The 13266-nt window shown below is 71.8% G+C and carries 9 protein-coding genes; 1 reads left to right on the plus strand and 8 read right to left on the minus strand.

Annotated elements, in window-relative coordinates; genetic code table 11:
- Positions 1–184: 184 nt before the first annotated feature.
- From ABD481_RS29930 to ABD481_RS29965, 8 genes are all read right to left on the minus strand, one after another.
- The gene (locus tag ABD481_RS29930; RefSeq protein ID WP_344669140.1) at positions 185–1585 is read right to left on the minus strand and encodes an N-acetylglucosamine kinase; all 1401 of its coding nucleotides are present in this window, start codon (positions 1583–1585) and stop codon (positions 185–187) included.
- A gap of 686 nt (positions 1586–2271) precedes the next feature.
- A complete protein-coding gene (locus ABD481_RS29935; RefSeq protein ID WP_344669141.1) occupies positions 2272–3354 on the minus strand; it encodes an N-acetylglucosamine kinase in 1083 nt (360 codons plus the stop codon).
- A 179-nt stretch (positions 3355–3533) separates the two neighbouring features.
- A complete protein-coding gene (locus ABD481_RS29940; RefSeq protein WP_344669142.1) occupies positions 3534–5633 on the minus strand; it encodes an N-acetylmuramoyl-L-alanine amidase in 2100 nt (699 codons plus the stop codon).
- Between the two features lie 62 nt (positions 5634–5695).
- The gene (locus ABD481_RS29945) at positions 5696–6739 is read right to left on the minus strand and encodes an ABC transporter ATP-binding protein (RefSeq protein WP_344669150.1); all 1044 of its coding nucleotides are present in this window, start codon (positions 6737–6739) and stop codon (positions 5696–5698) included.
- Positions 6740–6861: 122 nt separating this feature from the next.
- Positions 6862–7887, minus strand: coding sequence for an ABC transporter ATP-binding protein (locus ABD481_RS29950; protein WP_344669143.1), 1026 nt, complete (start codon positions 7885–7887; stop codon positions 6862–6864).
- Positions 7884–8723 carry an ABC transporter permease gene (locus ABD481_RS29955; RefSeq protein WP_425559318.1) on the minus strand — a complete coding sequence of 280 codons (840 nt, stop codon included), beginning with the start codon at positions 8721–8723 and terminating at the stop codon, positions 7884–7886. Before ABD481_RS29955 ends, ABD481_RS29950 begins: the two co-directional genes overlap by 4 nt.
- Positions 8720–9787: an ABC transporter permease gene (locus ABD481_RS29960; RefSeq protein WP_425559319.1), complete on the minus strand. Its 1068-nt coding sequence runs from the start codon at positions 9785–9787 to the stop codon at positions 8720–8722. The genes ABD481_RS29955 and ABD481_RS29960 overlap by 4 nt, the downstream gene beginning before the upstream one ends.
- Before the next feature lie 5 nt (positions 9788–9792).
- On the minus strand, positions 9793–11646 hold the full coding sequence (locus tag ABD481_RS29965) for an ABC transporter substrate-binding protein (protein WP_344669144.1): 1854 nt from the start codon (positions 11644–11646) through the stop codon (positions 9793–9795).
- A gap of 239 nt (positions 11647–11885) precedes the next feature.
- Between ABD481_RS29965 and ABD481_RS29970 the strand changes: the two genes are divergently transcribed.
- Positions 11886–12692, plus strand: a complete 807-nt coding sequence (locus ABD481_RS29970) for a DeoR/GlpR family DNA-binding transcription regulator (RefSeq protein ID WP_344669145.1) — start codon at positions 11886–11888, stop codon at positions 12690–12692.
- The last annotated feature ends 574 nt before the right edge of the window (positions 12693–13266 follow it).

Raw genomic sequence — 13266 nt, forward strand, 5'->3', positions numbered from 1 at the left:
GGAGCTCTCCTGTGGGGTGCGGCCTGAGCCTGACGGTGGAGCCACGACAGGGACGCGGTGCTGACGCCCGAACACACCGGCGTCCCGGCGCCGCCGGGCCATCGTCAGGGTTCTGCCTCACCCTGCTCCTACCGTCGGCGGCAGGAGTCACAGTAGCTCTAAAACAACAACAGTCAACGACTGTTTATGAGAATTTTGCTGACCATCGGTCGTCGTTTGTGAACGCGGCGTGGACCAGCGCCCCGTCCCGCGCCCCCAGCACCTCCCGCGCGGCCAGCCAGGTGGCCCCGGCGGCGCCGTCGTGCGCCAGCCCGATCGGCGAGTCCGGCCACCGCCGGCCGACCGCCGCCGCCACCGCGTCGAACACCGGCGAGCGGCTGACCAGCACCGATCCGCCCAGCACCACCGGCTGCCCGGCCACCGGCCCGACCCCGGCCAGGCTGTCCACCAGCACCCGCGCCGCCTCCTCCACGATCCGCCGCGCGGCCGGATCCCCGAGCTCGTACGCCGCCATCACCAACGGCGCCAGCCGGGCCAGTGCCACCGTCGGCTGCGCGGACACGGCCCGGACCAGCTCCGAGGCCCGGCGGCGGCCGCGCAGGCCGAAGCCCTCGCCGATGGCGGCGGAGCGGGATGGGGATTGTTGGTCGGGCGGGTTGGATTCTTTACCGGGAGTTGCCGCGGAGTTGGACGGGGCGATGGTGGACGGGGTGGTGGACGTGCCGGCGTCGGACGTGCCGGGGGCGGTGTCGGACGCGTGGTCGGACGCGTGGTCGGACGCGCGGTCGGACGCGCGGTCGGACGCCTGCCCGGCCACCCGCACCACTGTCGGCGCACCGCCATTGCGGCCGTCGCCGCCGTTTCCGAGCCCGGCCTCGCCCCTGCCGCCGCCCGCGCCGCCGCCTTCGCCGCCTCCGCCTCCGAGCCCGAGTCCGAGCCCTGACTCCGGCCAGGTCCGCCCGCTGGTCGCCGACCCGGTGCGCCCGGTGGTGGGCGAGGAATCAGGGCTCTGATCCAGCAGCGCCTCCAGCACCGCCTTGGCCAGCTCGGCCATCGGCGCCCGGCCGTCGGCCGCGGCTATCGTGGCGCGCGCCGCCTGCCGCCCGATCCAGAACCCGGACCCGTCGTCGCCGAGCAGCCAGCCGTAGCCGTCCCGGAACAGCGCCGGCAGCCGGTCGTGCATCCGCGCCGCCACCGCGCCGGTCCCGGAGACCAGCAGCGTGCCGTCGGCGTGCGGAGTCCCGGCGGCGAAGGAGACGGTGACATCCGAGACCACCCGCACCGGGCACACCAGCCCGGCGTCGGCCCACGCCTGCTCCAGCACCCCGGCCGCCCCCGGATCGGCCATCAGGGTACTGACCCCGGCCAGACCCACGACACAGGCCTCGACCCGCCCCCCGGCCCGGTCGCCCAACGCCGCCCGCAAAGCCGCCACGATGTTCGCGATCGCCGCCCCGGCCCCGAGCACCGTCGGGTTCCCGCCCCCGGCCCGCCCGGTCCCCAGAACGCGGCCACCGACGGTGGCGAGCACGGCCCGCGAGTGCGTCCCCCCGACGTCGAGCCCCACCACGCACGGGTCGGCCATGAATCCGCCACCTTCCGGATCGCCCCCGGCGGGCACCCGATGTGCCGCTGTGGCGTTGTGTGGGATCTTGCCAGAGTATGCACGACAACTCAACGCCATCGCAGACCCTTGACGACCTCCCCCCGATCTGCGACGCTCCCGATCAAACCGCCGCACCACCAATGGCGTGCACGAATCACCGACGCACCGCCAACACGGAGGAGAAGGCACAAGCGATCTGGGGTGATGTGGATTCTTGGCCGGAGACCACTACGCCCGAACCCGACGAACCCGACCCGAGCCCGAAGCCACCACCCACCACGAGCCCCGACACCACCTACCGCCACGCTCGCGCGACACCAACCCGACTCCGCAAAGCGGCCGCTCACCGCGAGCGCCGAGAGCAAGCAGAGTGCAGCGCTTACCGCGAGCGCCGAGAACAAGCTGTGCCATCGAGCCCGACCCGCGCGCAAAAGCCACCGCTCACCGCAAGCGCCGAGACCAAACAGTGCTGCCGAGCAAAGCCAGCGCCTACCGCGAGCGCCAGGGCCAAGCAGTGCCACCGAGTCCGACCTGCGAGCAAAGCCGGAACTTACCGCGAGCGCCTAGAACAAGCAGTGCCGAGAGGTCGAGCGCAGGCGAGCATCAGCCCAAGCCCGACCCGCGAGCGAAGCTGCCCCCCGCCAAGTACCTACTCCACCAAGTACCTACTCCGCCACTTTCGCCGCCGTAGCCCCCGCCGCCAGCCGCGCATGCACCGACGCGTCGAGCCCGGGGTCCAGCACCCGTGCGGCCAGCCATGCCGCGCCGACCGCGCCCGGTGCCGCGATCAGCGGTGTCCCGCCGTGGTGTTCGCCGAGGCGGCGTTGGACTTCGGCGCCGATGGGGCCGGGGGCGGTGAGCAGGGAGCCGGCCAGGACCAGGGGTTCGTCCGGGTTGTCGCCGGTGAGGGCGGTGGCGGTGGCCATCAGGAGGCTGACCGAGCGGTCGACGATGCGTTGGGCCACGCGGTCGCCGGCGGTCGCGGCGGCGGACACCAGGGGGGCCAGTGCGGCGAGGGCGATCGGTGGGCCGTCGTAGACCGCGTCGCGCAGGGCGGAGATCTGGTCGCCGGTGGCGCGCGGTACGGCTTCGTCGCCGGTGACGGTGGCCAGCACCGCCTCGGCCAGCAGGGTGGGCTCGCCGCGGCCGTCGAGGGCGGCGAAGACCGCGCGCACCGCCTGGCGGCCGATCCAGAAGCCGGAGCCGTCGTCGCCGACCAGCCAGCCGTTGCCGTCGATGCGGGCGGTGACCTCCTCGCCCTCCACCCGCGCGGCGATCGCGCCGACGCCGGCGATCAGGACCGAGCCGGCCGGTCGGGGGGTGCCCGCGGCGAAGGCCGTCACGGCGTCCGCGACCACGTGCACCGGGCAGGTCAGGCCGGCGTCGATCCAGGTCTTGGCCAGGGCCTCGGCGCTCGGGCCGCGGGAGTAGCGCAGGATGCCGGCCGCGCCGACGACCACGCCGGCCACCGAGTCCGGCGCCACCGCGCCGCCCAGGCCGCCCAGGCCGCCCAGCGCCTGGCGGACCGCGTCGCCGAGGTGGGCCACGACGTCCGCGATCGGCAGGGCCGTGGGGTTGGCCAGCGCCGAGCGGCCGCGGCCGACCACCTCGCCCTCGACCGTCGCCACCATCGCCTCGACCAGCGTCGAGCCGGCCTCCACGCCCAGCACCACGCCGGTCCGCAGGTCCGGGCCCGCGGTCGGGAAAGCCGGGGCCGACGCCGAGGCGGCGGGGGATACGGGCGGCATGGATCCTCCTGGCGCGGGGTGCGTGAACTGCCGGTGATGGTCGGTGCCTGACATGGTGCCCTAAGGCAGTCTGTCACGGTATACCGGGCCTGAGAACGGCCCCTGGCCAGGCGTGAGCGGGTGGACCGCTCCAGCAGTCCACCCGCGCGCCGCGCCTTACCGCCGCCCTCCGCGTCCGGTCAGGACGTGGAGGCCACCACGTCCACGTCGGCGGCGTTCACGAACGCCATCCGGTGGTTGTACGTGATGAGGTAGTACTGCGTGCCGCCCTTGAAGTCGGTCTGGTCCATGAACGCCGACCCGTCGATGTTGTAGGCGTCGAACCAGTCGCCGGTCAGCGCCTTGCCGTCGGTGACGTAGGCCTGCCCGGCGGCCAGCACGTACTTCGACGCGATGCGCTGCGCCCGCGGGATCCCGCCGTACCAGTCGGTGAACGCCTTCGGATAGGCCGCGGCCTCCGGGAACGACTCGGTGTACACCGGCACCGACGCCCGGCCCGCCTTCGGCGTCACCGTCAGCGCCTTCACCGGCGCCGCGGTCAGCGGCCCGAACTGGTTGTGGAACCAGGCCTTCTGCCCGGCGAACCAGATCGCGATCCACCCGTCCGGCGCGCGGTCGGCCACCACGAACTCCTGCCCGGCACTGGCCTGGTCGCCCCAGTCGGCGGCCCGCGTGCTGCCCGCCGAGCCGTCGGCGTGGATGTAGGGGTCGGCGATCAGCGGCGCGCTGTCGCTGGGCGCGGTGCGCAGCCAGACGAAGTTCGTGGGCTGCTTCGGCATGGTCAGGTAGTAGGCGTCCGGGCAGGGCCCGTTGAGGTTCGGCCACTCGGCGCCGTGGTACGGCCCCGGGAACGGCGTCAGGTCCTGGATGTTCTGGCACCCGGAGACCACCTGCTGGTTCAGCTGGAAGACCGGGTTGACGGCCACCACGTTCGACGTCGGCGGCGCCTCCGGGTGGATCGGCGCGCCGACCAGCGCCATGAAGTGCGACCAGTCCCAGTACGGCCCCGGATCCCAGTGCTGGGTGGCGATCCGGCTGTCGCTGCTGCCGGGGATGTTGTCGTGGCCCAGGATGTGCTGCCGGTCCAGCGGGATGCCGTACTTGGCCCCGAGGTAGCGCACCAGCGCCGCCGTCGAGTGGTACATCGCCTCGCTGTACCAGGTGGCCCCGTCGATCGCGTAGCCCTCCTGCTCGATGCCGATCGAGTGCTGGTAGAAGGACTCGTTGGCGCTGTCCCAGGCGATGTCCCCGGTCGGCATCATCTGGGTGACGTGGCCGTCCTCGCTGCGCACCTCGTAGTGCGCCGAGGCCTGGTACGACGGGTCGTGGAACAGCCACAGCGTCCCGTCGTTGGTCTCCTCGTTGTCGTGCAGCGTGATGTAGCGGACGTCGGTGGTCGTCGGTCGGCTCGCCGGGTCGTGGTCGCCGTAGTTCGACTTGTCGTTCGGATCGAGCTGGAAGAACCCGTCGGGGGAGTAGCTGCACGAGATCTCGGCCGGGCACTCCGGGGCGTCCAGCTGCGCCGGGTCGTGCACCGCGTCGGCCGGCGGTACCACGCTCACCAGCCCGAGGCGCCGCGCGCCGTCGCCCTGGTCGAAGGTCCACGGCCGGGCCGGCAGCGTCAGGGTCTGGCCGTCCTGGGTGGTGAGCGCCTGGCCGGAGCGGATGGTGGCGTAGACGTCATCGGCGAAAACCTGCGCGACCTTGGTCTCGGAGGCCTCGGAGTAGCGGGCCACCCCGACCGTCCACCCGGGCAGGTCCGCGGCCGGGGGCAGGACGCCGTGGTTGTACTGCTTCTCGTAGGAGGCCAGCAGTGCCGCGCCGGCGCGGATGTTCTGTACGTCGTTGGTCTCGGCCGTGGCCAGGTCGATCCCGGCGAGCGCGGCGGCCTTCCCGGCGGTGTGCAGCGCCGGCGCGGTGAGCAGGTCCGGCGCCCGGAACTGGCTGCCGAAGCCGGCCCGGGTCAGGTCGGCCTGGGTGAGGTCGGTGAGGTTCATCGGGCCGTAGCCGGCCGAGAAGCTCGGCTTGCCGCCGTGGGCCTCCCACAGCGTCTCGTTGTAGGAGAGGGCCATCAGCACCGGCAGCGGCACGCCGAACTCCGCCGCCGCGGCGGCGAACGCGGCCTGCCGGGTGGTGGGGTCGGCGGGGGTGGAGGGGCCGGTGGGCGCCGCCGTCGCCGGGGTCGCGCTGTGCGCGGAAGCCGGGCCGAAGGCGGCGGTGGCCGCCACCAGGGCCGAGGCCAGCACTGGTATCAGGGCTTTTCGCCGGGGTGGACGCATGGTGCTCCTTCGCGGTGCGGAGAGGAGGGGAGGGAGGGGTTGGTGCTCAGGGCGTTCGCGGGTTACTCGGCCGTGTTCGTGCTAGTAGTCGGGGCCACGACGGCATGACAGGCGGCGTGCCGACCCTCGGCCGACAGCGGCGCGGGATCGACGGTGCGACAGCGTTCTGCGATGCCCAGCCGCTCCGCTTCGCCGGAGGCCAGCAGCGGACAGCGCGGATGGAACCGGCACCCGGAGGGGATGGCGGCGGAGTCCGGCGTCTCCCCGGACAGGATCACCGGCTCGCGCCCGGACTCGGCCACCACCGACAGCAGGGCTCTGGTATACGGATGCTGAGGATCGGTGAGAACCTCTTCAACCGTCCCGGTCTCCACCACGCGCCCCAGATACATCACCGCGACCCGGTCGGCGATGTTCCACGCCAGCCCCAGGTCGTGGGTGACGACCAGCGCCGACAGCCCGGCCGCCGCCCGCAGGTCCAGCAGCAGGCGCAGGATCTCGCCGCGCACCGAGGCGTCCAGCGACGCCACCGGCTCGTCGGCGACCAGCACCTCCGGATCCAGCACCAGCGCGCCGGCGATCACCACCCGCTGCCGCTGCCCGCCGGAGAGCTGATGCGGGTGCAGGGCGAAGAACCGCTCCGGCGGCCGCAGCCCCGCGCGCGACAACGCGTCGGCGACCTTCGACCGCTCATCAGGGAACGAACCCAACGCCGACTTGCCGTGGATCCGCAGTCCCTCGGCGACCGCCTCGTACACGGTCCGCCGCGGGTTCAGCGCCCCGGTCGGGTCCTGGAGGATCAGCTGCACGCCGCGCCGGTACGCCTTCAGCGCGCGCGGCTTGTAGGACACCGGAGTCCCGTCGTGCAGCACCCGGCCCGACGTCGGCTTCACCAACCCGGTCAGGGCCCGCGCCAACGTCGACTTCCCGCAGCCGGACTCCCCGACCAGCGCCACGATCTCCCCGGGCGCGATGTCCAGGTCGACCCCGTCCACGGCCAGCGCCTGACCCCGGCCGTGGCGGGAGCGGAAGGTGACGCGCAGGTCCCGGACGGACAGGACCGGGGGCCGGCCGGAGACGCTGTCGGCGCGTCGCTGCTGGGCGATCCGCTGCTCACTGCTCGAGCCCTCATCCGTGACGACGACCCGCGGTTCCACACGCTCTCCTGTCCGCGACTCCGACTCCGACTCCGACTCCGTCCCCGGCTCTGTCCCCGTCCCCGACTCCGTCACTTCGCCTCCTGCCACGCGTCCATGCGGATGCACGCCGCCAGCCGCTGCTCCCCGGCCGCGATCAGCGGCGGCTCGGCCTCCCGGCACGCGTCCGCCGCGATCGGGCAGCGCGGCGCGAACGCGCAGCCCGCCGGCAGGTGCGCCGGGTCCGGCGGGTCGCCGGGCAGCCCGCGCGGACCGTGCCGGGACGCCGGATCGCCGATCCGCGGGAACGCCCCGGCCAGCGCCCGGCCGTACGGATGCCGGGCCGCGGCGAACACCTGGTCGGCCGGGCCCTCCTCGGCGATCCGCCCGGCGTACATCACCGCCAGCCGGTCGCAGTTCTCGGCCAGCACCGCCAGATCGTGGCTGATCATCAGCAGGCTGATGCCGTGCTCGGCCACCAGCTCCCCGATCAGCCGCAGGATCTGGGCCTGGATCATCACGTCCAGCGCCGTGGTCGGCTCGTCGGCCACGATCAGCCGCGGCGAGCAGGCCAGCGCCATCGCGATCACCACCCGCTGCCGCTGGCCGCCGGACAGCTCGTGCGGATACGCCCCGGCGCGCGCGGCCACCAGCCCGACCTGGTCCAGCAGCCGCGCCACCCGCCGGTCCGCCTCGGCGCGGCCGACCTTCTCGTGCAGCAGGATCGGCTCGGCGATCTGGTCCCCGACCCGGCGCACCGGGTTCAGCGAGTGCATGGCGCCCTGGAACACGATCGACGCGCGGGCCCAGCGCACGGCGCGCAGCCGGCCCCAGCCCATCTCCCGCACGTCCTCGCCCTCCAGCAGGATCCGCCCGCCGACCTCCGCCGATCTCGGCAGCAGCCGCAGCACGGCCGAGGCCAGCGTGGACTTGCCGCAGCCGGACTCCCCGGCCAGCCCGAGCCGGCCGCCGGCGGGCAGCGCCAGGCTCACGCCGCGCACCGCCGGCACCGCCCCGCCGGCCGTCCGGTAGGAGACGTGCAGGTCCTCCAACCGCAGGACGTCGGTACCGGTCGGCTCGCCGGCCGCGGCCGGCCCGATGACAGTCGAGGCGTTCACATGAGCTCCTGCAGCCGCGGGTTCAATACCTGCTCCAGCGCCCGGCCGACGACCGTGAACGCCAGCGCCACCGCCACGATCGCCAGCCCCGGCGGCAGCAGGATCCACCAGTCGTCCGCGCTCACCGCGCCGACCTGCCGCGCCAGCTGGAGCGTCGTGCCCCAGGACACCTTCGTCGGATCGCTCAGCCCCAGGAACGCCAGCGTCGCCTCGGCCAGGATCGCCTCCGAGACCGTCAAGGTGGCCTGCGCCAGCATCAGCGGCATGACGTTCGGCAGGATGTGCCGCCCCATCACGTGCCCGTGCCCGCCGCCCAGCGCCTTCGCCCGCTCGATGTACGGCCGGGCCTCCACCGACAGCGTCTGCGCCCGCACCACCCGCGCGGTGCGCGGCCACGACGTCACGCCGATCGCCACCACCACCGTCCCCATGCCCGGACTGAGCACCGAGGCCAGCGCCGTGGCCAGCACCAGCACCGGCAGCACCACGAACCAGTCGGTCACCCGCATCAGCACCGTGCCGGCCCAGCCGCCGAAGTGCCCGGCGGTGATGCCCACCAGCGCCCCGATCCCGACCGCCAGCAGCGTGGCCAGCAGCCCCACGGTCAGCGAGATCCGGGCGCCCCAGATCGTCACGTCGACCATCGACCGCCCGAACGCGTCGGTGCCCAACAGGAAGTCGCTCGACGGCGCCTGCCGCGGCGCCCCCGGCGCGAACGCCGCGGACAGATCGTGCCCGGAGATGAACAAGGGGGCCGCCACCGCCACCAGGGCGGTCAGCACCAGGAAGGCCAGGCCGGCCATCCCGGCGCGCAGCCGGCGGAAGTCGGCGATCACGTGGTCCGCACTCTCGGGTCGAGGATCGGGTAGAGCAGCTCGGCCAGCAGGTTCATCACGATCACCGCCGCCGCGAAGAAGATGAACAACCCCTCCAGCAGCGGCAGGTCCGGAACCGTCAGCGCCTCGTAGAACAGCGACCCCAGCCCCGGCCAGGAGAAGATGGTCTCGGCCAGGATCGAGCCGGACACCGCGGTGCCCAGGTTCAGGAACACCAGCGTCACCGCCGGCAGCATCGCGTTCGGCACCGCGTGCCGGCGCCGCACGTCGTCGTCGCGCAGCCCCTTGGCGCGCGCCGTGGTCAGGTAGTCGGCGCCGAGCTCCTCCAGCAGCGTCGCCCGCATGGTCAGCAGGTACTGCGCATAGAGCACCGCGACCAGCGTCAGGCACGGCAGCACCAGGTGCCGCAGGTGGTCCCACACCACCGGGAAGAAGCCGTGCACGTCCGGCGCGCTCATCCCGCCGGTCGGGAACAGCCCCGGGATCGGCCCGAACCCGACCGAGAACACCACGATCAGGATCAGCCCGAGCCAGAACGTCGGCATCGACCACAGCACCAGCGCTATCCCGCTGTTGGCGCGGTCCGCGCGGCTCCCGTGCCGCCACGCCGACCGGATCCCGATCCGGATCCCCAGCACCGCCGCGATCACGGTCGCGGTGCCCACCAGGTAGACCGTCGGCCACACGTGGCTGCCGATCAGTGCGCTGACCGAACTCTTGTACTGATACGACGTGCCCAGGTCGCCCCGGGCCACCCGCGAGGCGTAGTCGGCGAACTGCGAGAGCAGCGGCTTGTCGATGCCGAACTGGTGCCGCAGCGCCGCCAGCTGGTCGGCGTCGACCGGACGGCCGCGGGTCATGGCCCGCACCGGATCGCCCGGCACGATGCGGAACAGGAAGAAACCGATGAAGACGACGGCGAGCATGCTCACCGCGGCCCCGCCGATCCGGCCGGCGGCGTACCGCGGCGAGATGGCGAGGCCGCGCCGCCGGACCACCGCGGCCCCGTCGGGGGGAGGGGGCGGGGTCGCGGCGTCCGGCAGAGCGGGGAGGGAGATCGACACTGTTGTTACTCGCGTTCCTCAGCGGTCGCGGTACGCCGCCGGCGCATCAGGAACACCCCGCCGCCGCCGACGACCACCACCACCGCGATGACGATGCCGACGACCAGGCCGGTGTTCGAACTCGACGACGAGGACGAGGCGGACGCCGGCTTGGCCGACCAGAACGCCCAGTACCCGTCCTGGCCCCAGTAGGCGCCCTCGGGCTGCGGCTGCTTGTCCCAGCTGCCGATCACGTCGGAGCGGTAGGCCTCCAGCGCGTTCGCGTAGTACAGGACGTTGATGTAGGCGTCGGAGTAGAGCTTCTGCTCCATCTGCTTCACGTCGTCGGCGCGCGCCGCCGGGTCGTACTCGGTGATCTGCTTCTGGTAGAGGGCGTCGTAGTCCTTGTCGCAGATGAAGTCGTCCCCTGCGAAGCTCTTGCCGGCGGTCTTGGGCCGCAGGTCGCACTGCTGGATGGACAGCACGTAGTCCGGGTCGGGGTTCACCGTCCAGCTGTCGAAGGCCAGGTCGAAGGTGCCGGCGGTCTCGGTGTCGCCGAGTTTGCCCTGGTCCACGACGGTGGTGCTGGAGCCGATCCCGACGGCCTTGAGCCACTCGGTGAGGTAGGCGGCATTCTGGGTGTCGTCGGGCCGGTTGGTCTCCCCGAGGATCCGGAAGGAGAGCGGCTTGCCGTCGGGGGAGGTGCGCATCCCGTCGGAGCCCTTCTTGTACCCGGCGGCGTCCAGCAGCTGGTTGGCCTTGTCCGGGTTGTAGGAGTAGGCGCCGGCCGAGTCCGGGTCCCAGTGGTAGGTGCCGAAGATCGGCGGGATGTAGCCGCCGCCCACGGTGCCGTAGCCGCCGAGGGTCTTGGCGACGAGCGTCTTGGTGTCGACCGCGTACATGATCGCCTGCCGGACCTGCTGGTTCTGCAGAGCGGGATTGCCGTCGCCGAACGCCTGGCCGTCCTTCGTGGTGGCGCCGGGGTTGACGGCCAGCGCGTAGAACCGCTTGCCGGGGGCCTTGTTCGTGGCGATGTTCGACTGGCCCTTCAGCGAGTCGTACTGCGCCGGGGTCAGGCCGTAGACGAAGTCGACCTCGCCCTTCTTCAGCGCTTCCACCTCGGCGTCGGCGTCCTTGTAGAACTTGAACACCAGGTGGTCGAAGCCGGGCTTGCCGCGCCAGTAGTTGGGGTTGGCGTCCAGCGTCAGGTACTGGTCCTTCTGATAACCGGTCAGGATGAACGGCCCGTCGCCCACCACCGGGAACTGGGTGTCGTTGTTGAACTTGCCGATGTCCGCGACATGGGACTCCCACACGTGCTTGGGCACGATCGGTATGTCCAGCGCCAGCATCGTGGACTGGGCCTGCTTCAACGTGATGACGACATTGCCGCCGTCGACGGCCACCTTGCTGAAGTTGGCGACGAAGTTGCCGTTGGCCGTGGCCGCGTCGTCATTGGTCATCATCAGGTTGTAGGTCCACGCCACATCGTCGGCGGTCACCGGCTGACCGTCCGACCACTTCATCCCGTCGCGGATGGTGAAGGTCCACGTCAGCTTGTCCGGCGAGGTCGTCCACTTGCTCGCCAGCGCGTCGATCGCGTGGTCGTCCTTGGCGTCGTAGTTCGTGAGGAAGTCGTACATCAGGCGGTGCACCGCGGTGGGCAGGGCGCGCTGGGCCAGGAACGGCGACAGCGAGTCGATGCTGCCGTTGGTGGCCACGGTCAACGTCTGGCCGGAAACCGGCGCCTGCTGGAGTAACGCACTCCGCGCGGCGTCGGCCCGCCCGGCGGCACTGGCCGCCGGAGCGCTCAGCACCGCCGCCCCGGCCAGTACCGCGGCCAGGGCGAAAGCGCGTCGTCGAGGGGTCGGGCTGGACATGGCTTCCTCACTCCAAGGTGTGGGTGGTCCCTTGCGATGTTGTGGTCTGGCGCGTCGTCGTGGCGCCGAGTGTGGCAATTCCCCGACAAGTCGTCAAGACTCCACGACTTGTTCGCCCAAGAAGCCACACATTTCCCACCCCCTCCCGCCCACACCCACCCACCACCGCGCTCCCCACTACGCTGGTCCCAGCGCGCGCCCGCGCGCACCCCCTGCGGCCGGCTGTGGAGTCCCCACCGATGAAGGAAGAACTGCTCGACGCGGTGCTCCCCGAGGAGCGCCGCCTGCGCATCGCCGCCCAGCTCCGCCGCGACACCCGGGTACGCGTCGAGGACCTGGCCGCGCGCTACAGCGTCTCCGGCGAGACCATCCGCCGCGACCTCCAGGTCCTGGAAGAACGCGGCATCCTCCGCCGCGTCTACGGCGGCGCCGTCGCCCAGGAGACCCGAGGCTGGGAACCCGGCACCGACGACCGCGCGATAGCCCGCCTGGACCCCAAACGCGCCATCGCCGCCGCAGCCGCCGCCCTGGTCGAACCCGGCGAAACCCTCGTCTTCGACGCGGGCACCACCGTCGCCGAAACCGCCCGCGCCCTCCCCGCCACCTTCAGCGGCCGAGCCCTCTGCCTAACCCTCCCCACAGCCGCCGAACTAGCCGGCCGCGAAGGCGTCGAAGTCCACCTCCCCGGCGGCCAAATCCGCCGCGCCGACCTGGCCTGCGTAGGCACCGGCACCGAAAAGTTCTTCGAACGCTTCTTCGCCGACCGAGCCTTCCTAGCAGCCTCCGGCATCCACCCCAAAGCAGGCATCACCGGCGCCAACCTCGAAGAAATCCCCATCCGCCAAGCAATCCTCGCCCAATCAGCCGAAACCTACATCCTCGCCGACGCCACCAAACTAGGCCGCGTAGCAGTAGGCCGAGTCTGCCCCCTCTCCGCAGTGACAGCAGTAGTGACCGACGCCGGCGCCGACCCAGAAGCCATCCGCGCACTGGAGCAAACCGGAGTCCGCGTGATCATCGCCCCACTGGGGTCAGAACTGGACTGAGACACAGCGCACCAACCACGATCGGCCCAATTTCAGCGCTGTTTCGGAACGCCACCACACCGGGAGCGAAAAGACGCACGCCCGGCCAGCAGCCAGCAGAACCCACCACCACCACGCCATCCGCGCCGCCGCCCGCACCACAACCGGCGGCGGCCAGCAGAACCGGTCACCATCACAACCGGCTGCCGGGCCGACATCACAACCGGCAGTGGCCAGCAAAACCGGTGGTCATCGCGACCGGCCGCCCTGCTACCTCCACAACCGGCGGCGGCCAGCAGAACGGATCGCCATTACAACTGGCCGCCGGGCCGACATCACAACCGGCGGCGGCCAGCATTGCCGCACCATCATCGTGACCGGCCGCCTCGCCACCTCCACAACCGGCAGCGGCCAGCAAAACCGGTGGTCATCGCGACTGGCCGCCTCGCTTTCTGCCAAAGTTAGGTTTTCGGTTCCGGTCTTTCCGATGCTCCTATGTCAAGGTGTGGGGGTTGGTTGTGTGGTGTTTTGGTGGGTGAGGATGCGGTGGATTTCGTTGGCTATGTAGCGTTTGAGGCAGCGCATGATGTCTTTT

Origin of the sequence: Catenulispora yoronensis, assembly GCF_039531695.1 — a bacterium.
GTDB lineage: Bacteria > Actinomycetota > Actinomycetes > Streptomycetales > Catenulisporaceae > Catenulispora > Catenulispora yoronensis.